This is a genomic window from Vogesella perlucida (assembly GCF_979366545.1).
Genome location: NZ_CEETRO010000006.1, coordinates 240,643 through 264,110, shown reverse-complemented (window position 1 = coordinate 264,110; position 23,468 = coordinate 240,643). Strand labels below are relative to the sequence as shown.

Below are 23,468 nucleotides of genomic sequence, written 5' to 3'. Positions count from 1 at the left end.
GTGCGCAGGCCAGTGGCGACACCATCGCGGCCAACGTTGGCCGCAACCTTACCCTCACCAGCCAGCAAGACCAGGACCACTACGCCAGCCAGCAGCGCAGCATCAGCGCCGGCGGCAGCGTGGCCATCATCGGTACTGGTGGCGGCGTCAACGCCAGCCTCAGCCGCCAGCGCATCGATAGCCAGTACCAGAGCGTGGCCGAGCAAACAGGGCTGTACGCCGGGCAGGGCGGCTTTAATGTGCAAGTGGGCAGCCACACCCAGCTAGACGGCGCCGTCATCGCCAGCAGCGCCAGCCCCGAGCAAAACCAGCTCAGCACCGCCACCCTCGGCTGGCAAGACCTGCAAAACCGCGCCGAATACCGCGTGGAAAGCCAGAGCATTGGCGCCAGCAGCAGCGCCAGTGCCAGCGGCAACCTCGCCGCCAACGCGCTGGGCAACGCCAGCACCCTCCTGAACGGCGGCCACACCCAGGGCAGCGCCAGCAGCACCACGCTGGCCGCCATCAGCGCCGGCAGCCTTGCCGTGCACGACAGCGCCGCGCAGCAGCAAGACACCGCCACCCTGCGCCGCGACGCCAGCGGCACCGCCAACGGCCTGAGCCCCATCTTCAACAAACAAGCCGAGCTCGACCGCCTGCAAGCCATCCAGCTCATCGGCGACATCGGCCAGCAAACCCTGCAGATCGCCAACAGCCACAAACGCGCCGAGCTGAACGCCGCCACCGAGCGCGCCAAAGCCGACCCGCTCTACGCCAACAGTGCCGACTACCAGCAACTGCAAGCCACCTGGGGCAAAGGCGGCAGCGTGCAGCAAGCCATCACCGCCGTCACCGCCGCGCTGCAAGGCCTGGCCGGGGGGACGCCAGCGCTGCCATCGCTGGGGCTGCCGCACCCTACCTGGCCAGCCAGATCAAGCAGCTCACCACCGAACCCGCCACCGGCCAGGTCAACACCGCCGCCAACGCCATGGCGCACGCCCTGCTGGGCGCCACCCTGGCCGCCGCCAAAGGCGACAACGCCGTGGCCGGTGCGGCCGGCGCGGGCAGCGCCCCGCTCATCGCCGCCACCTTGGCACAAAACCTGTACGGCAGCGACGCGGCCAACCTGAGCGAAAGCCAGAAAGACACCGTGGCCGCGCTCACCACACTGGCCGGCAGCCTGGCGGGCGGGTTGGCCGGCGGCAACGCCGCCTCGGCGCTAGCGGGTGGGCAGGGGGCGAAGAATGAGGTGGAGAACAACTGGCTTCGGCCACAAGAAATCGAGCTGAAGAAAAAAGCTGAACGGCAATGTGCAGATGGCAATAACAATGCCTGTACCGTTGTGCAGCTACTGCGCAAACTGGATACGCAGCGTGAGCAGGCAAATGACGGTACCCGTTACAAAGGCATGACCCAGGCGCTGACCGAGTTGCTGATGTCACCCGTTACCGTGCCGGTGGAATTGATTGCCAGCATCGACCGCTACGGTTTGTCTGCCACGGCGAATGCGTTGGCAGAGGGCCTGGCAGGCTTGCCTGCCAGGCTGATTGACGGTCTGCAAAGTGACAACCCGGAAGTACAAGGCCGGGCGCTGACCGAGCTGTTGGCTGGCGGTGTGGGCGGGGCAAAAGTCATCGGCGAAGTCCGTGATGCCGCAGTTGCATTGAGGCTTTCACGTGCCGCCATAGAAGCCGATGCCATCAAAATTAAAGCCAGATTGGTTGAAGTTGCCATCCATAAGGACGACCATCGCTTTGACGCAGTGGCAGAGAAAATGGCCGAAGCCAAGGCGGCTGGCTGGAAAGATAAAAATGGCCACACAATTTGGCCGCCTGAAAATGGTAAGGTGCCGGGGACGGAAGAGCAGATAAAGTTGCCAATTGGTACAGAGCTTGACCGTTATGGCTTAATTGGGAGTAATACGGATTTCATTGCGCCGAAAGGTGTTCCCTATGCAAATCGCGCATTGCCATTAGGTAGTAACTCTAGACCTTTGGTGACGCTGGTGGTGTTAAAGCCACTCCCCGTCGAGAAAAGTCTGGTCATGCCATGGTTTGGTGAGCCAGGCATGGGTGTTCAATATCAGACTACTGCAGGCGCATTGCGGATGACGGTAGGTGAGTTGATTGAGCATGGATATTTGAGGAGGGTTGATTGAAATGATTATGGATAAAATTAATGCTATTGGTGGCTATGATGTGAATAATTTTCGAAGAGGTTTCGATGGTGTTTCGGTTGAAAGGTATCTCGCTGTAGCTGCACAGTCGCTATTGCAAGCAGGGGTTGATTGCGAATTCCGAATTGGTAATCAAGTGTTTAATATGGGTGGTGGTGATTATGAAATTGGAACTTACTATGGGATTGATGTTCATTACTCGGAGGGTGTCGTGGTAATTTATGGTGCTCAGCGCGGGGGGAAATATGTGCTGTTGATTGTGCCGTGCTGTGAAATTTCTAGAGCGGTTAAAATTTTTGTCAATTATGTCTCTGTGGGTGCGGTTGTTTTGGATTTGTCTGTCGCTACTTCCTGATTTGGGTGGGCTGTATTTTTCTCGGGTGTGCTTCTTGTGAGTCGTTCTGTGTTTTTTGATATTGAGAGGGTGCCTTGTGAAGACTATTGTTGTTCCAGGCTATGTTGCGGATGAATTCAATGCGCCATTGAGGCATTCGAATCCACATGCCGATGCAGTCAGGAAGAGTATTGGTCGTGTCTATAGATTAATAGATACGGCTTTGGTCGGAATCGAGAATCCTAATTGGACGGTGGATTCAACTTGCTATGGTTCAAAAGTAAATGTTGAGCCATATGGGTTTGAATGGGTGGATGATAAATTTTATATTTATGCATCTGAAAGAGGAAACAAGTCTGCGATTGCTATTTTCAAAAGTAGCCACTCTGCAGCGAAATATTTTGTATGGCTCGTTTCTGGTGGAAGTCGTTCTATTGACTGGTCTCTCTTCCCTGAGATGGAGCCGTAACTTCACGGCGCCGGCAGCGCCCCGCTCATCGCCGCCACCTTGGCACAAAACCTGTACGGCAGCGATGCGGCCAACCTGAGCGAAAGCCAGAAAGACACCGTGGCCGCGCTCACCACACTGGCCGGCAGCCTGGCGGGCGGGTTGGCCGGCGGCAACACCGCCTCGGCGCTAGCGGGTGGGCAGGGGGCGAAGAATGAGGTGGAGAACAACTACTTGGCGGCTTGGCAAAAAGACCAATACCGCAGAGAGCTCGACGCGTGTAAAAGCAGCCTGACCTGTCAGGCACGGGTGCATGGCAAGTACCTGTCTATCAATGTCAGCCAGGATGCCCGTTTGGTATCTGGTATGGCTTTGGGGGCGATGCTGGAGCTTAATGATCTGGTTAAAGCCTTGCCGGAGATACCCGGCGTGGTGAATGCCATACTGGATAACCCGTCCATTCTGAAAAATCTGCCAGCGGGCTATGCGGCCCAACTGGAAAGCACTTACTCGGCATACTTGCAGGCACTAGAGCACGCCGGGCCGGATGGCGCGACAGCAGCCGGTGTCGAGTTTGTCAAACTGGCTAACTTGGTGGCACCCGTGGTAGGTAGTGCTCGTGTGGCGCTGAAGGTCGGTGAGCAAACCGTCGCCACGCTGGGTAAGGCTGGCGGGCAGTTATCCAGAGAAGCAGCGCTGGCGCTGGAGAAGAAACTGGATGAGAGCCTTGAAATAGCAGCACGCAACGCTTTGCTGAAAAGTGGTGGCGTACTCGATATGCAAGGCCATGCGCTGCTGGACATGAAGCAGCTCAGTAATCAGCAAAAAGGCCTAATGGGCGAGCTGTTCGGGCCGAAGACGGTACAAGCTATTGTGCCGGGTGGTGAAAAGCTGGCGCGGATACCGGGCGTGGGCGAGACCGGTATCGATGATTTGTACAAGGTAAACCGCCGTGATGTGGACTACGTGATGATCGAATACAAGTTTGTGGGGCCGGATAATAAAACCGGGGCGGATTACCTGAAGCCGACCAACGATGGTAAGCAGGGGAGTTTGTCGTGGATGCTAGGGAGTGGGCGGATTGAGAAAGCGGTGGGTTCGTTGGCCGAAGCAAGGAGCGTGAAGGCATCCATTGAATCTGGCCGAGCGGAAAGCTGGGTAGTCACCGTACGCCCTGATGGTTCAACGGCGTTGCAAGTTTTGGATGCGGTAGGCAAACCCAAACCGATAGACACCTCGAAGATTGTTCTTCCGAGGTTGAATCTATCAGGAGCAAGGCCATGATCCGTGCGCCAATAGGGAGCTATGAATACTGGAATGAATGGATTGAGAAAGACCACTCATGGCTGAAAGATGTTGGAAAAAAACTTTCGTCACCATCAGAGAATCCGACTTATAGACCGGAGTTTGTGTGGGGTGGTGTCAATGATCGCCTCCGACTTTTGTTAAGGCTTTACTCCTCCGGCGCCCCCATCCGCGACTTGTCCCAGCACTTCCCTGGTCTACTCGATGCTTGGGAACTGTCCAACCGCTTGAGTGACGAGGTCTGTAAAGAGCACGGCTGGCAAACCTGCCGCGACTGGGACTTCTCCCTGTCAAATCTCAACCACTACAACTGGTGCTTCTGGCTGGTGGGTTTGGCGCTGGCGCTGGAGATACCCGAAGCACAGTGGCAGCGCTTGATCACGCTGATTGGCGGCGAAGGGGACGATGTGTTGCTCGACCGGGTGATCGCCACCCGGACGCCGACGCGGCGTGTCGGCACCAAACTGCTGCACGCCAAGCCCTACGCGCGGCTGCTCAAGGCAGTGGATGCCTCGGCAGATCAGCAGGCTGGCTTGCTGCGAGACTTCGTTGACCATTGGTATCCCGAGCTCAAGCGCCCCGCGCCCAGGAACAAAAAGGCGCCCACCATCGAGCCGTTCTGGTACATCTATGGCGACCCGGTATTGAACCCGCTGGAGATGGGCAGCTACTTTGGTCGCTGGTGCATCGAGGCTGTGGCGACGGTTAAGGCCTTTGGGCTGGACGACAGCCTGTGCCTGGGGCACGAGCACTATCCCGGCGACTTGCTGCGGCCGGATGGCCCCAGCACCCACCCGCAGCGGGAAGCGCCGAAAGCAGGCTGGCTTACCCGGCTGTTCGGTAGCCGGAGCGGCTAAGCGAATGCGTCAGGCGCAGCTGCCTGCCAAGGTTGGCCGCATACACTGGGCCAGCGCCGGGCGCCACTTCACCCTTACCGCGACCAACTTGCAAAACGATGCTGCCGGCGGCCTTGCCCAGCTGCAAGCTGGGCAAAACTTCACCCTGGCCACCGTCCAGACCGGCAGCAGCAACCAGCTGCAATGGCAAGGCAACAACGCCCGCAGCGATAGCCAAAGCCAGGACGTTGGCAGCAGCATTGCCAGCGCGGGTGACATCACGCTGAAAGCCGGCGGCAACGTACACAGCACCGCGGCCAACCTGGGCAGCCAGGCCGGCGCCATCAGCCTGCAAGCCACCGGCAATGTACAGCTGGACGCCGGCCAGAGCCGCGTGCAAGTAGACGAAAGCCACCAGTACAGTGGCAGCAACGGCGCGCTGTCCCGTAAAACCACCACCACCCGCGACACGCTGGACCAAACCCAGGCCATAGGCAGCCAGCTCTCCGGCCAGACAGTCACCATCAACGCCGACAAGGACATCAATGTCACCGGCAGCAGCATCGCCAGCGACCAGGCCACCACCCTAAAAGCGACAGGCAACGTCACCCTCGCCGCCGCACAGAACAGCAGCAGCGAAAGCCACAGCCGCGACGAGAAAAAATCCGGCCTGACGAGCAGCGGCGGCTTGGGCTTTACCGTCGGCAAAGCGCAGCAAGGCAACGCCAACACCGTCACCACCACCCAAGCGGTGGGCAGCACTATCGGCAGCGTGCAGGGCGATGTGTCGATACAGGCCGGCCAGGCCTACCGCCAGACCGGTTCCAGCGTACTGACGCCGCAGGGCGACATCGACGTACAGGCGCAAAGCCTCACCATCGAAGAAGCGCACCAGCAAACCCGCGTTGACAGCAGCAGCTACAGCAAGCAAAGCGGCTTGACTGTAGGCTTGGGGGGCGGGGTGCTGGATATGGCGCAGAACACATTGCAGGCTGGTAAAGCAGCAGCCAGCGCCGGCAACCAACGCAATCAGGCATTGAATGCACTAATGACTTATGCCGCAGGTGCAGATCTGATTGAACAAGGTAAGGCAGTGTCGCAAGCTGCAGGCCGCAATGGCGTGATGGGGAGTGATGGCCAGCCCGGCGCAGCGGCTGCCAGCGGTATCAAAGTCAGCGTAAGCGTAGGATCAAGCCAGAGTCAGAGTCACAGTCTGAGCAATAGTGATACTGCCGCAGCGTCCATGCTCAAAGCAGGGGGTGATATCAGGCTGAATGCCACGCAAGCCGACCTTACCGTGCAGGGCAGCTCGGTGCAGGCTGCACAAGTGCTGGCGTTGAAGGCCGCACAGGCCATCAACCTGACAGCCAGTGCATCCACGGAAAGCAACCGTAGCAGCAATAGCAGTAGCGCCGCCAGCCTGGGTGTCAGTGTGGGGATAGGGGAAGGTAGTGCGGGTTTGAGCGCAGACGTGGCCGCCAGCCGTGGCAAGGGCCAGTCTAATGCTGACAGCACCACCTATAACAACAGCCATATCAGCGCAGGCCAGCAGCTCACCCTCGATAGCGGCAGCGATACCACCGTGCGTGGCGCCACCATCAGTGCACCGCAAGTGGTGGCCAACGTTGGCCGCAACCTCAACGTAGAAAGCCTGCAAGACACCGCCACCAGCCAGGCAACACAACGTTCGACAGGCATCACCGCCAGCGTGCCACTGGTGGGTAGCGGTGGTAATGCCAGCATCAATCTGGCCAAGCAGAACAGTGATAGCCAATACCGCAGCGTGTTTGAGCAAAGCGGTATTCAGGCAGGCGATGGTGGCTTCCATATAACGGTACAGGGTAATACCGACCTTAAGGGTGCAGTTATCGCCAGCCAGGCCGACGCTAGCCGCAACACGCTACAAACGGCCACGCTCACCACCAGCCATATCAGCAACAGCATGAGCGCCAGTGCTAGCAGCAGCGGGTTGAGCGTGGGCACGGGCATGCTGGATGGTAAATACGCAGCCAGCAAAGCCATTGCCGGCAACCTGCTTAACCAAGGGGGCGCCAGCCAGAGCGATAACAGCACGACGCACAGTGCCATTAGTGCAGCGCAGATCAGCGTAGCGGGCAAGACTACCGATAGCAGCCAGGCCACACTGCTGGATAGCCAGGGCCAGACGGTGAGTACGGATACCGCCGACGCACACCGTGCGCTGGCTAAGCCGGACGTGGTCGCGCTGGAGCAACAGGCACAGCAAAAGCAGGCAGACAATATGCTGCTGTTCAAAACAGCGGTGGCGTTTACCGATGGCGCTTTCAAGAAGATGTTTTTGACCGAAGCGAAGATGTATACCGTGGCCAGGGGAGAAGATGGCGCTGTGCTGAAAGATGAACAGGGCAAACCCCAATTCAGAGAGCTAAGCAATGAGGAAAAAGCCAATCTGAAACCAGGTGCGGATGGCAAAGTGCATATTGCCAATAATGGTATCTTTAACGGCAGTGAGCTGGACCCGTCGGCTGCAGCGAAATATGCCGATCAAAACAATGGCGCGACGTATTTTATTCATTTTCCCGAGGCCAATAACATAGTGTCAGAGCTGTTGATCGCCGCGTATCAAAAGCATCTGGAAGGGGATGTGTTTGGCCTGACCAATGCTACGCAGGAGGTAAAGAACGCGATGCAGCAATACGGGCAAAGCGGCTTGCAGCTAGACGGTCATAGTCGGGGCAGCATGACAGTGGGTAATGCCATGACGTCCTTGACCAAAGAGCCGGCGGCGCAAGGCACATTAAGCAAGACTACCGTCAATTTCTATGGGCCTGCCTATAACGTGCGCCATGCCGATGAACTGCTGGCCTGGCTACAAAATCGGGACAGCATGAGTCCGGAAGAAAAAAACAAAGCCATGCTGATGTTCCAGAATCACGATGTCGACCCGGTAGGCAGTTGGTCGGTTGTTGGTAATAATGCGGGGACGGGCGGTAGTATTCCTCATGGTTCTAATATCTTGCTGGAGCAGATAAAAGCGGTGACCGGGCAGGAGAATACGGTACACAACTGTTATGGCAGTGGCGATGCCAAGTGCAATCCATTTTGGGGGGATAATAAGATAAGAAAACCGATTGCGAAGCCGGCACGGCCAGAGTTGCTAAATCAAGGAGCTGCGCCATGAATAGTCAGTTGCTAATTTCAGTAGCGGTAGCTTTTTCTATGCTTGCTGGCTGCAGGAGCGCATTTCAGCCACCTCCTGATGATTTTGAAATATGGCAGAAAAGCAAGCCTGTACACATACAGCAGGTTATGGCTGCTTTATTGGAGTGCGGCTATCCATGGCCTTCAACCAAAGATTTTCGTACATACGAGTATTGGGGTGATAATGATGAAGCATCGATCATTATGGTTGAGCGATGTATGGAGAAGCAGGGTTATAGTAGTCATTACGGAAGTCGGTATTCTTGCAGGCAAGGCTTGGCTGAGCAGTTCAGGCAGCGCAAGACAATAGAACAGATTAAAGCAATAGAGCATGCTTGTGATCCCAATACACCGCCACCAGAGCCTAGTGTTGAAAGGCGGCTTAATAGTCCTTATTGCAAGACAGAATGGGCCAGAAAATACCCGCAGTGTCAGCCTGTGGTGGTGCCGAGCGTGAAGAAATGATGGCAGGCTGTAAAGCGGGTGCAGTCTTGGCAAAGTGAGCTTGTTTCAATATCTGGTAAGGATTTTCCTATGAAAACCAAAGTGAAATATACGGTGTGTCTTGCATTAGCCTTGCTATTAACAGCGTGTGCAAGCATCTCGCCAGAGCAGGCCATCCGAACGGCTCAGGCCAGGTACGCAGACAGCAACGTGTTGTATGTGGAGGCATCCAGCAATGAGCTGACCAATGCCCTGATGGTGGCTGCCTTGGGCACGTCAGCCTCGACTAGCTCTACCGCGCTGGTGACGCTGCTGCAATGTAGTAATCAAAAACCGGTGGTGGTAGCGGGGCAATCAGAGCGCGTTACGGCAGCCACCATTCGTCGGGCCATCAACGATGCTGGCACCAACTTGCCAAGCAGAGGCAAGTTGGTGATTGTCGGTGATGCCAACGCTTTTGCAGAGATTGTGACTACGGCACAAAGCCGGGGGCTGGCAGTCGAAGTGATAGCCCCTTCACCGTAAGCTTCCCAGCATCACCCACGTCAATGTCGGCCAGCAACTCACGCTGAGCAGCGGCAGCGATACCACGCTGCAAGGCAGCCGTCGCCAGTGTGCAATGCGTCACCAGCTACGGCCAACCACGTAATGCTCCTGCATGTCGGATGCTGATGGCTATTTCACCGGAGCAAGGCATGCCCCCGACGTGCTCAATAGAATCCCTTGCAAGACAACTCTCTGCAAGGCAAGACCTGGATCGATTGCAAAATAAGCACAGATTCACTTGTATATTTTGTAAGGATGCGCAGCCTATCAATAAGGTTGAAATTGAAATGAACAATCCTTGATGTGAGTGCTTTTATTCCATGCGATAGTTTTTCGGCATTAATTGTTGGTGCGATTAACCAATGCGCTGGAGTAAAAATGAGTAGACGTCTGTATTCAAAATATCTGGAGCAGATTCTTGGTCTTACATTTAGCCACGCCGCAATGGCCAATGATGGTACATGGTACGCTGGCGCTGCAATAGGTAGCGCTCATGTCAAGGATAATGCGCCTGATAAGGGGTTGTCTGTTACACGGGATAGCACTGTCACAGGCTATAAACTTTACGCTGGGTATCAGATTCTGCCCAATTTGGCGATAGAGGGTGCTTATGCCGATGTGGGCAAAGAGGAATTTGCCTGGCGATATAGTGCAACAGAAAGTGGTGCCGGCACCATCAAGGTGAAAGCATTATCGCTATCTGCCATTGCCATTGCACCGCTTTCTGGTGATTTTTCGGCATTTGCCAAGCTGGGCGTGGCAAATCTCAACACGAATTACAACGAAAGCTGGTCTCAGACTGGCTATGCAGAAAATTTAAGCGAGAAAAAGTCTAAAGCTGTGGTGCATTACGGGGCTGGCATTACCTACGCACTGCAAAAAGGTTTGGCCATCCGGGCAGAGTTTGAGGCGTTTGGCAAAGGCAAGGTAGGCGATACTGCCATCAAGTCCCGTTTACTCTCCTTGGGATTGCAGGCTCAATTTTGATAGTCTGACAGTAATAAAAAAGCGCCCTGGGGCGCTTCTGGCTGCGGACAAAGTACTGGCCCTGGTTTGGTCGGACCCGGCAACGCCGGGCCGCTTCATGTTAAGTATTTGAATACGCGGACCCCTGCTTACAAAAAAACCCGGCTTGCATTGCAGGCCGGGTTTGTCATCAATCACAAGCGCCCTAGGGCACTTTTTTATTACTGTGCAGCAGAGGCTGTTTTGGCTGTGTCCGGCGTCAGGCCTTTCCAGCTACCGGCTTGTAGCTGGTACAGACTAACTGCACCATTTTTGATATCGCCATTTGGCTCGAATGCAATCTCGCCCGTTACCCCTTGCAGCTGGGTTTTGGCAATTTCTGGCATGAATTTTTTCGGGTCTGCTGAATCTGCGCGCTTCATGGCATCCAGCAGAACGCGAGCTGCGTCGTAGGTGTAAGGGGCATACGCCTGGATGTCGGTCTTGAAGCGGGCTTTGAATTTGTCATTAAAGCTGGCGTAGCCTGGCATGGCTTCTTTTGGTGCCCCGGCGCTGGAGGCGTAGGCACCTTCTGCGTCTTTACCGGCCAGCTTGGCAAACTCTGGTGTATTCACGCCATCAGCACCCATGAATGCAGCTTTCATGCCCAGCTTGCGTAGCTGTTTCACCATTGGGCCGGCTTGGGCGTCCATGCCGCCGTAGAAAATCAGGTCCGGGTTCTGTGCTTTGAGCGAAGTCAGAATAGCCATGAAGTCGGTAGCACTGTTGGTGGTGTACTCGCGCTTTACGACTTTGCCACCGGCGGCTTCTACCGATTTGGCAAAATCGTCTGCCAGACCTTGGCCATAGGTGGTGCGGTCGTCAATGACGGCGACGCGTTGTGCTTTCAGCTGGCCAACCGCAAACTTGGCTAATGCCTGGCCTTGTTGCAGGTCGTTTGCAATGATGCGGAAGGTGTTGTTGTAGCCTTGCTGGGTGAATTTCGGGCTGGTTACCGAACCCGCCACCATTGGCACGCCTGCATCGTTGTAGATGCGCGATGCGGGAATGGCTGCGCCAGAGGTCAGGTGGCCGACCACTGCCACAACACCGCTGTCGATGAAGCGTTGCGCTACTTGCGTGGCGGCTTTGGGGTCTGCTTGGTCGTCTTCTGACACCACTTCGAATTTTACTTTTTGGCCACCCAGGGTGACACCCGCAGCATTGGCTTCTTCGATCGCCAGCTGAACGCCGTTATCTGCGTCACGACCCCAATGGGCAAACGGGCCGGTGAGCGGGTTGGCCGAACCGATTTTTACGGTCAGCTGCTCTGCACTGGCTGCAGGCGCACTGCCTTCGGCAGTTGCGGTTTTGTCGGAAGCGCCGCATGCGGCCAAAGCGGCAGCCGTAGCGGCTACCAGCGAAACATTAATGATTTTGTTCATGGTAAAGCTTGTCCCTGCCCCTGCGCGGGGGCATTGTTTTATAGGTGATGGCAGGTGGATTTCAGGCGTGATACCTGCCCTGGTGGGGCGGGTAATACAGCAGGCGCGTTTTCAGCAGGCCCATGGGTGGCGGGCTGCAGGAAAAGCAGGAAGTGGCGAAAGGATACAATCGGCACTGCAGCACAACATATTAGCTATCCATGTATTGTTGTGCAAGTGCAAATAAAAAACGGCGCCCGAAGGCGCCGTTTCATGCTGTTGCCAGCAAGAATTACTGAGCAGCGCTAGCAGCAGGGGCCGCAGAAGCCGGGCCGCCTACAGTGGAAACTACTTCCCACTTGCCGCCTTTAACCTGGTAAACGGTCACGGCGCCGTCTTTGATGTCACCTTTCTCATCAAAGGCGATCGGGCCGGTTACGCCGGTGTAGTTGGTTTTGCCAACTTCAGCCAGGTAGGTTTTCGGATCAGTGGAGCCTGCACGTTTCATGGCTTCTACCAGTACACGAACAGCATCGTACTCGTATGGTGCGTAGATCTGTACTTCGGTATTGTACTTGGCCTTGAACTTGTCATTGAAGGCAGCGAAGCCAGGCATCTTGTCACGTGGCATACCGCAGCTGGAGGAGTACTGGCCTTCGGAAGCTTCGCCTGCCAGCTTGATGAACTCCGGAGTCTGCCAGCCATCACCACCCATCAGCTTGGCTTTGATACCCAGGCGCTGCATCTGCTTGGCCAGCGGGCCTGCTTGTGCATCCATACCGCCGTAGAAGATTACGTCCGGTGCAGAACCTTTGATCGAGGTCAGGATGGCGTTGAAGTCAGTAGCAGTGTTGGTGGTAAATTCGCGTTTAACGATGGAGCCACCTTTGGCTTTGATCGCTTTTTCGAATTCATCAGCCAGACCCTGGCCGTAAGCGGTGCGGTCATCGATGATGGCTACTTTTTTGGCTTTCAGGCCATCAACGGCAAACTCGCCCAGTGCTTTACCTTGCTGTACATCGTTAGCGATAACACGGAAGGTAGTTTTGTAACCCTGCTTGGTGTAGTCAGGGTTGGTAGCCGATGGGGAGATTTGCGGTATGCCAGCGTCGGAGTAGATCTTGGAAGCCGGGATGGTAGTGCCGGAGTTCAGGTGACCTACTACGCCAACTACGCCGGCATCAACCAGGCGCTGAGCAACCTGGGTGCCGATTTTCGGGTCGGCCTGGTCATCTTCGGATACCAGTTCGAATTTGATTTTCTTGCCACCGATCTCAACGCCTTCAGCGTTCAGGTCTTCGATAGCCAGCTTGGCGCCCAGCTCGTTGTCTTTACCCAGGTGGGCAATCGGGCCAGTCAGCGGCGACACTTGACCGATTTTGACAACGGTTTCACCGCCAGCTTCAGCAGCTGCGGCGGATGCTTCGCCAGCCGGTTTTTCTTCCTTGTTGCCGCAGGCAGTGAGTGCAATGGCGGCAGCCGCAAAAAGGCTCAGACGAGCAAATTTATTCATCTTGTGTTTCCCCTGATCTTAAGTCTGTGACTTGAAAAACCTGCGTTACATCTTTTGGATGAGCAGATGGCAAGGATTATGCGGAGCCGTTTCTTTCAGTGTCAACGAAGGTCGCAAACAATGTTTTGAATATTGTTCGACATAAATTTGTCGCATGCCTCTTTATGGTGTGCTGCACCATGCACTTATTGAACAAAGTTTTCACAAATGAACAAAGGCGCACCATTGCGGTGCGCCTTTGTGAAAAAAATTGGCCTTTTTCTAGCTTTTTGCGCCACAGCTGCGGGCGCGTAGCTGTCGCATTTCTGCATCATCAGGTGTTGTTATCCAGCCACCCAGGTTGGCCGCAGCGATCTCCGCCAGCGCGGTAATCCATGCCGGACGCTCGTTCAGGCAGGCTATATAGCGGTATTCCTTGCCGCCGTGGGTCAGAAAATCTTCTTTTCCTTCCATGGCAATTTCTTCCAGGGTCTCCAGACAATCACCCACAAAACCCGGGCACATGATGTCAATTTTCGACACGCCATCGCGCGCCAGCTGGCTAAGAACCTCGGTAGTGTAGGGTTTGATCCATTCTGCTTTACCAAACCGGCTCTGGAAGCTGACCACGTATTCCGCCTTGCTCAGCCCCAGCTCTTCCGCCAGCAAACGGCCAGTTTTGAGGCATTCGCAGTGGTAGGGGTCACCTTTATCCAGCGTGAAGCGCGGCACACCATGAAAGCTCATCACCAGTTTTTCTGCCCGGCCGTTCAAGCGCCAGTGTTCGCGCACGCTATCGGCCAGCGCCTGTATATAGGCGGGGTGGTCGTGAAAGTGGCGTACAGTGCGCACTTCCGGCATGTTGCGCATTTTTTGCAGGGTGCGGAACACGTCGTCCAGCGCGGTGGCACTGGACGAGCCTGCGTATTGCGGGTACAGCGGTATTACCAATAGGCGCTCTACGCCGGCTTCCCGCATCTTGATTATGGTTTGCTCTACAGATGGCTGCCCGTAGCGCATGGCGTACTCCACCACCAGGTTGCGCATGCCTTGCTCACCCAGCAGGCCTTTCAGCAGCGTGGCCTGCTTTTGGGTGTGCACCAGCAGGGGGGAGCCATCTGGCGTCCAGATCGTGGCGTATTTCGCCGCACTTTTTGCCGGGCGTACATTCAGGATGATGCCGTTAAGAATGAACCACCAGATCGCCTTGGGGATTTCAATGACACGGCTATCGGACAAAAACTGCTTTAAATAGGGGCGTAGTGCTTTCGCGGTAGGCGCCGCTGGCGTGCCCAGGTTGATCAGCAGAATACCTGTCTTTGGGGTGTAATCGTGGCGAAACGCGGGTTCTTTCAGTAGTGCGGGCATGATTTGTCCAGTACAAAACGAGTGCGCTTAGCTTAACCGGCTAGCGATAAAAAGCAATGGCCGCAGAGCGGCCATGGTAGAGAAAAGAGGGCAGGTGCTTACTCTTCGCGCATGGGTACCAGTACGCTGCGGTTGCCGTTGGTTTCCATGGCGGAGACAATGCCCGTGGCTTCCATTTGTTCAATCAACCGGGCCGCGCGGTTATAGCCGATGCGTAGCTGGCGCTGCACCGATGAAATGGATGCTTTGCGGGTTTTTATCACGATCGCCACGGCTTCGTCGTACAGCGGGTCGGCTTCCATATCGCCACCGCCACCAGCAGCCACCGCATCGCCTCCCGCTTCATCGCCTTCGGGCGTGCCGGTGAGAATGCCGTCTACGTAGTCTGGTTCACCCGTGGTCTTCAGGAACTCTACTACATGATGCACTTCTTCGTCGGCCACAAAGGCGCCGTGTACGCGCAGCGGGTAGTTGGTGCCGGGGGGCTGGTACAGCATATCGCCCTGGCCAAGCAGGGTTTCTGCGCCCATCTGGTCCAGAATGGTACGGCTGTCGATTTTGCTGGATACCTGGAAGGCAATGCGGGTGGGAATATTGGCCTTGATCAAGCCGGTGATCACATCCACCGACGGGCGCTGGGTGGCCAGAATCAGGTGGATGCCAGCCGCACGCGCTTTTTGGGCCAGGCGGGCGATCAGCTCTTCGATTTTTTTACCTGCCACCATCATCAGGTCGGCCAGCTCGTCGATCACCACCACAATCAGCGGCAGCGTTTCCAGTGGCTCTGGCATGTCGGGTGTCAGGCTGAACGGGTTGGGTATTTTTTCACCGGCTTTTTCGGCATCACGGATTTTCTGGTTAAAACCGGCCAGGTTACGCACGCCCAGCTTGGACATCAGCCGGTAGCGGCGCTCCATTTCGCCCACACACCAGTTCAGTGCGTTGGCCGCTTGCTTCATGTCGGTTACCACGGGGGCCAGCAGATGCGGGATGCCTTCGTATACCGACAATTCCAGCATTTTCGGGTCCACCATGATCAGGCGGGCTTCTTTTGGCGTGGCCTTGTATAGCACCGACAGAATCATGGCGTTGATCGCTACCGATTTACCGGAACCGGTGGTGCCTGCCACCAGCACGTGTGGCATCTTGGCCAGGTCTGCCGAGACAGGCTGCCCGGCAATATCCTTGCCCAGCGCCATGGCCAGCTTGGACGGCATGTTTTGATAGCTTTCCGATCCGACGATTTCGGACATGCGTACAATCTGGCGTTTGGGGTTCGGCAGCTCCAGGCCCATATAGGTTTTGCCCGGGATGGTTTCTACCACGCGGATGGATACCAGGCTCAGGGCGCGGGCCAGGTCTTTCATCAGGTTGACGATCTGCGCGCCTTTTACCCCAATGGCGGGCTCGATTTCATAGCGTGTAATCACCGGGCCGGGGTAGGCGGCAATGACCTTCACATCCACGCCAAAGTCGGCCAACTTGCGTTCGATCAGACGCGAGGTGTATTCCACCGTTTCGGCAGACACCGGTTCGCCTTGTTCTTTGGGCGGCGCAAGCAGGGTCAGCCCTGGCAGGGCGTCGTCACCCGGGGCAGCAAACAGCGATTGTTGTACCGGCTTCACCGCTTTGGGGGAGACCGGCACTTCCAGCACCGGGGCTTCTATGCGTACCGGTGGCTTCTCGTCGATCTTTTTCTTTTCCTGCACCACTTTTTCTTCGCGCTGCTTGGCCACCTCTCGGCCGATCTCACGATCCTTACTAGCCTGCCAGGCTTGCCAGGCGCCTACCGTGGCATCTTCGATCTTGCCGCCCAGGCTTTCCATCAGATTTAACCAGGACAGACCGGTGAAGAGCGAGGTGCCAATGGCCGCAAGCACCAGCAAGAGCAGGCCCGCGCCGGTACCGCCAAAAGCATGTGCGGCGGCATAGCCCAGCGACTTGCCCAGCATGCCGCCAGCACCGGCCGGCAGTGCCAGTACCTTGTTGCCCAGTATCAGCGCTTCGATACTGGCGACGCTGGTGAGCGTGACGAGAAAGCCCAGTAGGGCCGCCCAGGTCATGGGGCCGGTTTGGAAATCGGCTTGTTCGATCTTGCGGTAGCCCCAGGCAATGGCAAACAGGCAGAAACCCACCAGCAGCCATGCCGCATAGCCAAACAGATAGAGCAGGATGTCGGACAGCCAGGCACCAAAGGTGCCGCCGTAATTGCGCACCTGGGTATCGGCGGAGCTATGCGACCAGCTAGGGTCGGCCGGATTGAAGCTGGCCAGGGTGATAACCAGATAAACAGCTGTCACGGCCATAAGTAGCCACCACGCTTCGCGCAGCAGCGCGGTGAGCTTGGGTGGTAGGGGTTGGGTATTTCGTACGGCAGCTTTACGCTTGAACAGGCGCATTGTTATTTAATGTATGAAGTCAGCCATGCATTATATCGGCAATTTACCCGGTATTTTATCGATCACATTACATTTACCGCGGATAAAGTGCGCCGAGTACGCGCAAACCGCGTGCGCCGGTCACTTCTGGCAGGTTGGCCGCGTGGCGGTGGCTGAAGCACCAGCCCAGCCAGGCAAACGCCGCCGCTTCGACTTGCTGCGGGCCCAGGCCCAAAACCTCAGTAGTTTCGATATGAATACCTGCAAGGTTGGCCGCAAGGCTCGCCATCAGTACCGGGTTTTGTGCGCCCCCGCCGCAGACATACAGCTCGCGGCAGCATGGGGCAAAGCGCTGCACGGCCGCGGCAATGCTGTGGCTGGTGAGTGCCAATAGCGTGGCTTGTACATCGGCATCGCGCATCGGGCCGTGTAGCTTGGTATGCGCGGCTAGCTGCGCATCCAGCCAAGGCAGGTCAAACAAGTCCCGCCCGGTGCTTTTGGGCAGGTTGGCCGCAAAATAGGGCTCTGCCAGCAGGCGATCGAGCAGTGCGCTCTGCACTTGGCCACTGGCCGCCCATGCCCCACCTGCGTCGTAATCCAGGCCGCGATGGCGGCGTATCCACGCGTCCAGCAGCATATTGCCAGGGCCGGTATCAAAGCCGATCACCGGCAAGCCCGGGCTCAGGCGGGTCAGGTTGGCGATACCGCCAATATTCAGAATGACGCGCGATACGCTGGCGCTGGCAAACACGGCCTGATGAAAAGCGGGCACCAATGGTGCGCCCTGACCACCGGCGGCGACATCACGGCTGCGCACATCGCCTATGACATCGATACCGCATAGCTCCGCCAGCAAGGCATGGTTGCCGATTTGCAAGGTATAGCCATGCTGCGGGGCGTGGCGGATGGTCTGGCCGTGGCAAAGCACCGCCCGTATGTCACCAGCAGCCAGGCCGCTGGCCTGCAGTGCCTGCTGCACAGCCTGGGCATACAAGGTGGCTAGCGCATTGCCCAGCACGACACTGCGCGCCAGCTCATCATGGCCAACCGGCTGCAGGGTAAGCACCTGCTCGCGCACGGCGGCGGGGTAGGGTACAAAAGCTTCGCCCCGTACGCGCATGGGCTGCGTGGCAAAGTCCACCACAAGGGCGTCGACACCATCCAGACTGGTGCCAGACATTAAACCGATATAAATCTCAGACATAAAAAAGCCCTGGCAAAGAGGGCTGCCAGGGCGGTACATAGGTGGGGCCGGTTTAGTCCAGCTGCGCCACGCTGACCGGAATATCCCTGAGCAGCCGAAGGTTGGCCGCCAGCTTAACGCTAGCCTGACGGAAGGCCAAGCGCTGGCTTGGCGCCAGGCCCGGTACTGGCAGTGCGGTGGTGGCCGGGTCGACTGGCTGGCCGTCGATCAGCACCTCCATATGCAGGTGCGGGCCGGTGGAGCGGCCAGTGCTGCCAACAAAGCCGATGACGTCGCCGGCTTTTACCTTGTCGCCAGGGCGCAGATCTGGCTGAAAGCTGCTCATGTGGGCGTACAGGGTGGACAGCTTGTTGCTGTGCTTCAGCACCACTACATTGCCATAGCCGCTTTGCTGCGCCACGGTGGCCACCGTGGCATCCGATGGCGCCACAATGGGCGTACCGCTGGCGGCTGCGTAATCCACCCCCTCATGCATGCGCAATGAGCGCAAAATAGGATGGAAGCGCATGCCAAAACCGGAGCTGATACGGGCGTTAACCGGCTGCATGGTAAAGCCCTTTTTCAGTGGCTTGCCGGCTGCGTCGTAATAGCCACCAAACTCGCTATCATGCTCAAAGTAAAAGGCCTGGTAGGTTTTGCCTGCACGCACGATTTCCGCCCCCAGGATATTGCCACTGGCCAGTGGCGTGCCCTTGTACTGCAGGGTTTCGTACACCAGGCTAATCTTGTCGCCAGGCCGCAGTGCGGCCAATGGCAGCTGGTCGGCAAAAATCTCGGACAAGCTGGTGCGAATCTCTACCGGCACTTGTGCTTGTGCCAGCGCGCCGGTGGCGCTGGTTTTGACCAGTACGGACCTGACCGTTTGCACGGTTTGCATTTCGGGCGCATCGGCGCTGGCTTGCCACTGGTCACCGTTTTTCTCGATCACCACCAGCACTTTTTCGCCGTTTTCATCATCATTCAGAAAACGCAGGCCAAACAGCTCGCCTTGGTCGTTAAGTTCTACCGACAAGGTGGCACCGGTACGCAGTTTCAGCAGGTCGCGTGACAGCGGGCTGGCATGGATAAAGCGCGTGGCTTCGCCGTCGTCTACGCCCAGCCGGTTCAGCAGGCGGGCGATGGTGTCGCCACGCTGCACCGCTTCGTCACGCCAGTAACGCAGGCCAGAGGGCTGCGTGGCTGCCGGTGGGGGCAGGGCCAGTTGTTCGGTAACTTGCTGCGCCAGTGGCGCCGCAGGCTTGGGCAGCGCCTGCTCCTGGGTAATCGCCAGCGCCGTCACGGCACCCATAAACGGCAGGCAGGCAGCAGCACCCAGCCAGGTCATAGGGTTGTTGATCAGCCGTGCTACCCACTTTTGCGGGAAGGCCAGCAGTTTGCGATAATCCATATTCTGATGACTCGTGTGGCATAAGCCTTCATCGCAGAACGAATCAGCTTAAATACTGTGCTGCCAAAGGGCTGCTTTGACAGCAATAAATAACGAAGCAGGGCATGCTAGCAAAAACACGGTGCCACTGCAAACCAGAAACTCCTGCCAAATCAACCTACTAGTCAAACGGACAGGGCATCCTGAACCAAAAGACAGCGCGCAGGGGCGGATGGTTCTACACACCCCAAAATTGTTTTGTTAAAAACAAAAACAGCCTGGCACTTTTATGAAACTCACCCTGCACTTGCCCGGCCTGGCCTGGTACGACGCTTATGATGGCGCAGACGTCTGCCGTGACCTCGCCACCCCGGCACTGTCGCTGATGCTAGCCCGCGGCCAACGTAGCGCCCGCCCGGCTCTGCCAAGCCAGCACCTGCTGCAAAGTTTTAACGTGCCCGCATTGGCCATCGCCGCCACCCTGGCTCGCCAGGCCGGGCTGGATACTACCGGCCGGCACTGGCTGATTGCCGACCCGGTCAATTTGCGGGTAGACCGCGATCGCGCGTTGCTGGGCGATGTAGGCATCATGAACCTGGCGCAAAGCGAAGCTGACCAGCTTGTCGCCAGCCTGAACCAGCTCTTTGCCGAAGATGGTTTTACGTTCCACGCCCCGACACCGGCGCGCTGGTTCATTTCATTACCGGCAGCCACCGGCGCCAGCTTCACCCCCTTGCCCGATGTCATTGGCCAGGACATCAACCACCATCTGCCAAGCGGGCAAAACGGTATGCGCTGGAGCCGTTATCTGAACGAAATGCAGATGCTGCTCTACACCCATGCGGCCAACGATGCGCGTGAGCTGCGTGGCGATACGCCGGTTAACAGTGTGTGGTTATGGGGAGAGCAGGGTGCCAGCAGCCCCGCGCCGCAAGCCTTTGCCCCGCTGCTATATAGTGACAACCCGCTTTATCAGGCACTGGCAGCAGAGTGCGGCATGGCTATTGAAGCTGCCCCGTATCAGTTTGCCAGCCTGCAGGGCGAGCAAGTGCACCTGGTGCTGGACTCGCTGGAAGCGGCAGCACAGTTCCGCGACGCCTGGGGTTGGCGCGAAACACTGAAGCGGCTGGAGCAAGACTGGTTCGCCCCCATGTTGGCCGCACTCAAGGCCGGCAAACTACAGGTGCTCGAACTCAGCTGCGATGGCGATGCCGGCTTCACCCTGCGCATCACCCCGCGCCAGCTGTGGAAATTCTGGCAGTCCGGCCAACCTCTCGCCACTTTGTACCCGCAATGACCCAGATCACCACCCGCAGCTACCCGGCCAGCCGGCAACAAACCCTGTGCGAGCAGGGCATCCACCCGCTGATGGCACGCCTGTACGCCGCCCGCGGCATCGATAATGCTGGCGATGTAGACTACGCACTCAAAGGCCTGTTGCCATACCACAGCATGAAAAACATCCTGGCGATGGCAGCCAGGCTGGCCGATGCCATCAGCCAACGGCAGCGCATGCTGGTCGTGGCCGATTACGACGCCGACGGCGCCACCGCCTGCACGGTGGCGGTAAAAGGCCTGGCGGCCATGGGTGGCGTGATTGACTTTATCGTGCCAAACCGTTTCGAGTACGGCTACGGGCTAACACCGGAAATCGTCGAGTTGGCCGCACAAAGCCAGCCAGACATCATCCTCACTGTCGATAATGGCATCGCCAGCGTGGCGGGTGTGGATGCCGCCAAAGCCCTGGGCATAGAGGTGCTGATCACCGACCACCACTTGCCCGGCGACACCTTGCCCGACGCACTCATCGTCAACCCCAATCAACCGGGCTGTGATTTTCCCTCCAAAAATCTGGCCGGTGTCGGGGTCATGTTTTACGTGCTGATGGCCCTGCGTGCCGAGCTGCGCCAGCGCGGCCACTTTGCGGCCAACCCCGAACCCAACCTGGGCGAGCTACTCGACATCGTCGCCCTGGGCACAGTAGCCGACGTTGTCCGGCTGGATAGAAACAACCGCATCCTGGTCGATAACGGCTTGCGCAGAATGCGGGCAGGGCGCATGGCCCCCGGTATTGGCGCGTTGTTTCGCGTTGCCGGGCGCGCAGCGCACAAAGCCAACACCTTTGATCTGGGCTTCACCCTGGGCCCCAGACTAAACGCAGCAGGGCGCCTGGACGACATGAGCCTGGGCATCGCCTGCCTCTTGGCCAGCAGCGAAGACGAAGCCATGCGCCTGGCGCAAGAGCTGGACCGCCTCAACCGCGAACGCCGCCAGATAGAACACGGCATGCAAGACGAAGCACTGGCGGCACTCACTGCCATCGATGCCGACAAATGTTACACACTGGCGCTCTATCGTGATGACTGGCATCAGGGCGTAGTGGGTATCGTGGCCTCCCGTCTGAAAGAAAAATACCACCGGCCAACCATTGTTTTTGCCCCGGGCGACGAGGGCGAAATCAAAGGGTCAGGGCGCTCCATACCCGGTTTTCACCTGCGTGATGCGCTGGACCTGGTGTACAAGCGCCATCCGGGCATGATCCTGAAATTTGGCGGCCACGCCATGGCAGCAGGGCTCACCATCGCCGAGCAGGCATTGCCGGCATTTCAGCAGGCATTCGAGGAGGTGGCGCACAGCCTGCTGGATGAAAGCGCCTTGACGCGCACACTGGAAACCGATGGCAGCCTCAGCGCCAGGGAATTGAGCCTGCCCATGGCCGAAACGTTGGCCGCAGAAGTATGGGGTCAGGGCTTTGCGCCACCCACATTTCAGGACCGCTTCCAGGTCATCAGCCAGCGCATGGTAGGCGACAAACACCTGAAGCTGCGTCTAGCCAAAGACGGCGTGCAATGTGATGGCATGATTTTCAACCGCACAGAGTGGCTGCCCGATGAAATTCATGCCGTCTATCAGCTAGCAGCCAACGAATGGCAAGGCCGCAAAGAGTTGCAGATTTACCTGCAGCACGTTGCGCCGTAGCGCTGGGCGTAAGTATGAAGCTGCATGGCGGTGCAAGCGCGTCGCCATTCAGCGCTTATGGCAACCTGTGCGCAGCAGCGACAATGTGGAAATAATGAGAAAAGGGGCGAGAAAGGCGGCTTTTTCTGCAGCAAATTTGACATAATAAACATTTGTCATAAACCGCATTTTTAACGACAGAGGCGTGCGCAGGGCTAGGCGCTGCCATCGTCGTTACCCCCAGTGCTGCCGCTATCGCTAGGCCGCTGAGGGTGCTTCTGAAATCCCGCCAAAACTCTTTACGTTCTTGATTTTTCTCACGTTCTTCTTGGCATGCGGCAATGATCTTCATGGGGTCAATGCCTAGCATCCTGCCGACCATGATGCATGCGAAATCATCCATGATTCGCTCGCCTCGCTTGTATTGCGACAGCGTGTTCCCTGAAATTTTAAGCGCTTTCGCCTTTTCCTCACCTGAGCTGCCGGGTGTCTTCTCCAGCGCTTCTAGCAAGTAGTCCCTTGACGCCTTCACGCGTTTCTCCTTGACGACTCCCTCACATGAGGGGAAAAATCCATTCCGCATCCACTCACCCGAGGGATGTTGTTCATAACCGGATTCTAGCAGGGGAACGCGATGCATATCGAACTCGCGATAGTGGTAGGGCTTCTTGCCCTGTCTCCGCTTCTTGGTCGCGCTGTTGCCGTCCTCCTGCTCCGTCTTTTTGCCGCCTGACGTCGGCTTTTTATTCGGAGTGCGCCACATGATCGTTATCGAAGTTGAAGACAAGCCCGTCACGGAAAAGCCATGGCAGCGTGATGGCCGTTCCGGTGTAAGCCGTAGCCAGACCGCCTACGCCGCCACCTACGATCAGGAAACCGGCAAGCTGAAACGTTACCCGGTTGAAACTCGCATTCGCCTTGCTGCTGATCAGGTGCCTTATGCGCCGGGTATGTATGTCCTTTCCCCGGTGTCTGTCTACGTTGGCGAGTATGACGCCATGACGCTTGCCCCGAAGCTGATTTCGGTCGAAGAGTTCATGGCCACGATTGCCCCGGCTATGGCCGCTCTTAAAAAGGCTGCCTGA

The 23,468-nt window shown here is 57.3% G+C and carries 20 protein-coding genes; 13 read left to right on the top strand and 7 right to left on the bottom strand.

Features of this window, described 5'->3' with window-relative positions; translation table 11 throughout:
• The 10 genes from ACZ9XP_RS11250 to ACZ9XP_RS11205 all read left to right on the top strand — a co-directional run.
• Window positions 1-1,109: hemagglutinin repeat-containing protein (locus ACZ9XP_RS11250; protein WP_465188478.1), on the top strand; the 1,109-nt coding region annotated here is incomplete at its 5' end.
• Window positions 1,022-2,137: a glycohydrolase toxin TNT-related protein gene (locus tag ACZ9XP_RS11245; RefSeq protein WP_465188482.1), complete on the top strand. Its 1,116-nt coding sequence runs from the start codon at window positions 1,022-1,024 to the stop codon at window positions 2,135-2,137. The genes ACZ9XP_RS11250 and ACZ9XP_RS11245, both read left to right, overlap by 88 nt.
• A gap of 1 nt (window position 2,138) precedes the next feature.
• Window positions 2,139-2,510 carry a hypothetical protein gene (locus tag ACZ9XP_RS11240; protein WP_147682189.1) on the top strand — a complete coding sequence of 124 codons (372 nt, stop codon included), beginning with the start codon at window positions 2,139-2,141 and terminating at the stop codon, window positions 2,508-2,510.
• A 76-nt stretch (window positions 2,511-2,586) separates the two neighbouring features.
• Window positions 2,587-2,958, top strand: coding sequence for a hypothetical protein (locus ACZ9XP_RS11235; RefSeq protein ID WP_465188477.1), 372 nt, complete (start codon window positions 2,587-2,589; stop codon window positions 2,956-2,958).
• Window positions 2,959-2,997: 39 nt separating this feature from the next.
• Window positions 2,998-4,221, top strand: a complete 1,224-nt coding sequence (locus ACZ9XP_RS11230; RefSeq protein WP_465188476.1) for a VENN motif pre-toxin domain-containing protein — start codon at window positions 2,998-3,000, stop codon at window positions 4,219-4,221.
• The gene (locus ACZ9XP_RS11225) at window positions 4,218-5,099 is read left to right on the top strand and encodes a PoNe immunity protein domain-containing protein (RefSeq protein ID WP_147682186.1); all 882 of its coding nucleotides are present in this window, start codon (window positions 4,218-4,220) and stop codon (window positions 5,097-5,099) included. Before ACZ9XP_RS11230 ends, ACZ9XP_RS11225 begins: the two co-directional genes overlap by 4 nt.
• A 4-nt stretch (window positions 5,100-5,103) precedes the next feature.
• Window positions 5,104-8,238 (top strand): hemagglutinin repeat-containing protein, encoded by a 3,135-nt coding sequence (locus ACZ9XP_RS11220; protein WP_465188474.1) that lies wholly within the window; start codon window positions 5,104-5,106, stop codon window positions 8,236-8,238.
• Window positions 8,235-8,723, top strand: a complete 489-nt coding sequence (locus ACZ9XP_RS11215; RefSeq protein WP_147682184.1) for a hypothetical protein — start codon at window positions 8,235-8,237, stop codon at window positions 8,721-8,723. Before ACZ9XP_RS11220 ends, ACZ9XP_RS11215 begins: the two co-directional genes overlap by 4 nt.
• A 69-nt stretch (window positions 8,724-8,792) precedes the next feature.
• Complete coding sequence (locus tag ACZ9XP_RS11210; protein ID WP_147682183.1) at window positions 8,793-9,227, top strand: hypothetical protein; 435 nt, start codon at window positions 8,793-8,795, stop codon at window positions 9,225-9,227.
• Window positions 9,228-9,626: 399 nt separating this feature from the next.
• Window positions 9,627-10,235, top strand: a complete 609-nt coding sequence (locus tag ACZ9XP_RS11205) for an outer membrane beta-barrel protein (RefSeq protein ID WP_147682182.1) — start codon at window positions 9,627-9,629, stop codon at window positions 10,233-10,235.
• A gap of 200 nt (window positions 10,236-10,435) precedes the next feature.
• Here ACZ9XP_RS11205 and ACZ9XP_RS11200 read toward each other — a convergent pair whose 3' ends face one another.
• The 6 genes from ACZ9XP_RS11200 to ACZ9XP_RS11175 all read right to left on the bottom strand — a co-directional run bounded on the left by ACZ9XP_RS11200 (window position 10,436) and on the right by ACZ9XP_RS11175 (window position 19,446).
• Window positions 10,436-11,638, bottom strand: a complete 1,203-nt coding sequence (locus ACZ9XP_RS11200; RefSeq protein WP_147682181.1) for a branched-chain amino acid ABC transporter substrate-binding protein — start codon at window positions 11,636-11,638, stop codon at window positions 10,436-10,438.
• 271 nt (window positions 11,639-11,909) lie between these two features.
• Window positions 11,910-13,130, bottom strand: coding sequence for a branched-chain amino acid ABC transporter substrate-binding protein (locus ACZ9XP_RS11195; protein WP_147682180.1), 1,221 nt, complete (start codon window positions 13,128-13,130; stop codon window positions 11,910-11,912).
• A gap of 261 nt (window positions 13,131-13,391) precedes the next feature.
• On the bottom strand, window positions 13,392-14,477 hold the full coding sequence (gene hemH / locus ACZ9XP_RS11190; protein ID WP_147682179.1) for a ferrochelatase: 1,086 nt from the start codon (window positions 14,475-14,477) through the stop codon (window positions 13,392-13,394).
• A 98-nt stretch (window positions 14,478-14,575) separates the two neighbouring features.
• Window positions 14,576-16,876, bottom strand: a complete 2,301-nt coding sequence (locus ACZ9XP_RS11185) for a DNA translocase FtsK (RefSeq protein WP_147682178.1) — start codon at window positions 16,874-16,876, stop codon at window positions 14,576-14,578.
• A gap of 73 nt (window positions 16,877-16,949) precedes the next feature.
• On the bottom strand, window positions 16,950-18,059 hold the full coding sequence (locus ACZ9XP_RS11180) for an anhydro-N-acetylmuramic acid kinase (protein ID WP_465188472.1): 1,110 nt from the start codon (window positions 18,057-18,059) through the stop codon (window positions 16,950-16,952).
• A gap of 52 nt (window positions 18,060-18,111) precedes the next feature.
• Window positions 18,112-19,446, bottom strand: coding sequence for a peptidoglycan DD-metalloendopeptidase family protein (locus ACZ9XP_RS11175; protein WP_147682176.1), 1,335 nt, complete (start codon window positions 19,444-19,446; stop codon window positions 18,112-18,114).
• 268 nt (window positions 19,447-19,714) lie between these two features.
• On the opposite strand from ACZ9XP_RS11175, the gene ACZ9XP_RS11170 reads away from it, so the two are divergent.
• Window positions 19,715-20,722, top strand: a complete 1,008-nt coding sequence (locus ACZ9XP_RS11170; protein WP_147682175.1) for a hypothetical protein — start codon at window positions 19,715-19,717, stop codon at window positions 20,720-20,722.
• On the top strand, window positions 20,719-22,404 hold the full coding sequence (gene recJ / locus ACZ9XP_RS11165) for a single-stranded-DNA-specific exonuclease RecJ (RefSeq protein ID WP_147682174.1): 1,686 nt from the start codon (window positions 20,719-20,721) through the stop codon (window positions 22,402-22,404). The genes ACZ9XP_RS11170 and recJ overlap by 4 nt, the downstream gene beginning before the upstream one ends.
• 55 nt (window positions 22,405-22,459) lie before the next feature.
• On the opposite strand, the gene ACZ9XP_RS11160 is transcribed toward recJ, so the two are convergent.
• Window positions 22,460-23,146, bottom strand: coding sequence for a hypothetical protein (locus ACZ9XP_RS11160; protein ID WP_465188470.1), 687 nt, complete (start codon window positions 23,144-23,146; stop codon window positions 22,460-22,462).
• Between ACZ9XP_RS11160 and ACZ9XP_RS11155 the strand changes: the two genes are divergently transcribed.
• Window positions 23,145-23,468: a single-stranded DNA-binding protein gene (locus ACZ9XP_RS11155; RefSeq protein WP_465188468.1), complete on the top strand. Its 324-nt coding sequence runs from the start codon at window positions 23,145-23,147 to the stop codon at window positions 23,466-23,468. The genes ACZ9XP_RS11160 and ACZ9XP_RS11155 overlap by 2 nt on opposite strands.

Coding starts and splice junctions, on each gene's coding strand:
- ACZ9XP_RS11160 (WP_465188470.1), bottom strand. CDS start 23,146: ATGTGGCGCACTCCGAATAAAAAGCCGACGTCAGGCGGCAAAAAGACG.
- ACZ9XP_RS11175 (WP_147682176.1), bottom strand. CDS start 19,446: ATGGATTATCGCAAACTGCTGGCCTTCCCGCAAAAGTGGGTAGCACGG.
- recJ (WP_147682174.1), top strand. CDS start 20,719: ATGACCCAGATCACCACCCGCAGCTACCCGGCCAGCCGGCAACAAACC.
- ACZ9XP_RS11215 (WP_147682184.1), top strand. CDS start 8,235: ATGAATAGTCAGTTGCTAATTTCAGTAGCGGTAGCTTTTTCTATGCTT.
- hemH (WP_147682179.1), bottom strand. CDS start 14,477: ATGCCCGCACTACTGAAAGAACCCGCGTTTCGCCACGATTACACCCCA.
- ACZ9XP_RS11195 (WP_147682180.1), bottom strand. CDS start 13,130: ATGAATAAATTTGCTCGTCTGAGCCTTTTTGCGGCTGCCGCCATTGCA.
- ACZ9XP_RS11210 (WP_147682183.1), top strand. CDS start 8,793: ATGAAAACCAAAGTGAAATATACGGTGTGTCTTGCATTAGCCTTGCTA.
- ACZ9XP_RS11155 (WP_465188468.1), top strand. CDS start 23,145: ATGATCGTTATCGAAGTTGAAGACAAGCCCGTCACGGAAAAGCCATGG.
- ACZ9XP_RS11225 (WP_147682186.1), top strand. CDS start 4,218: ATGATCCGTGCGCCAATAGGGAGCTATGAATACTGGAATGAATGGATT.
- ACZ9XP_RS11170 (WP_147682175.1), top strand. CDS start 19,715: ATGAAACTCACCCTGCACTTGCCCGGCCTGGCCTGGTACGACGCTTAT.
- ACZ9XP_RS11220 (WP_465188474.1), top strand. CDS start 5,104: ATGCGTCAGGCGCAGCTGCCTGCCAAGGTTGGCCGCATACACTGGGCC.
- ACZ9XP_RS11180 (WP_465188472.1), bottom strand. CDS start 18,059: ATGTCTGAGATTTATATCGGTTTAATGTCTGGCACCAGTCTGGATGGT.
- ACZ9XP_RS11240 (WP_147682189.1), top strand. CDS start 2,139: ATGATTATGGATAAAATTAATGCTATTGGTGGCTATGATGTGAATAAT.
- ACZ9XP_RS11185 (WP_147682178.1), bottom strand. CDS start 16,876: ATGCGCCTGTTCAAGCGTAAAGCTGCCGTACGAAATACCCAACCCCTA.
- ACZ9XP_RS11205 (WP_147682182.1), top strand. CDS start 9,627: ATGAGTAGACGTCTGTATTCAAAATATCTGGAGCAGATTCTTGGTCTT.
- ACZ9XP_RS11200 (WP_147682181.1), bottom strand. CDS start 11,638: ATGAACAAAATCATTAATGTTTCGCTGGTAGCCGCTACGGCTGCCGCT.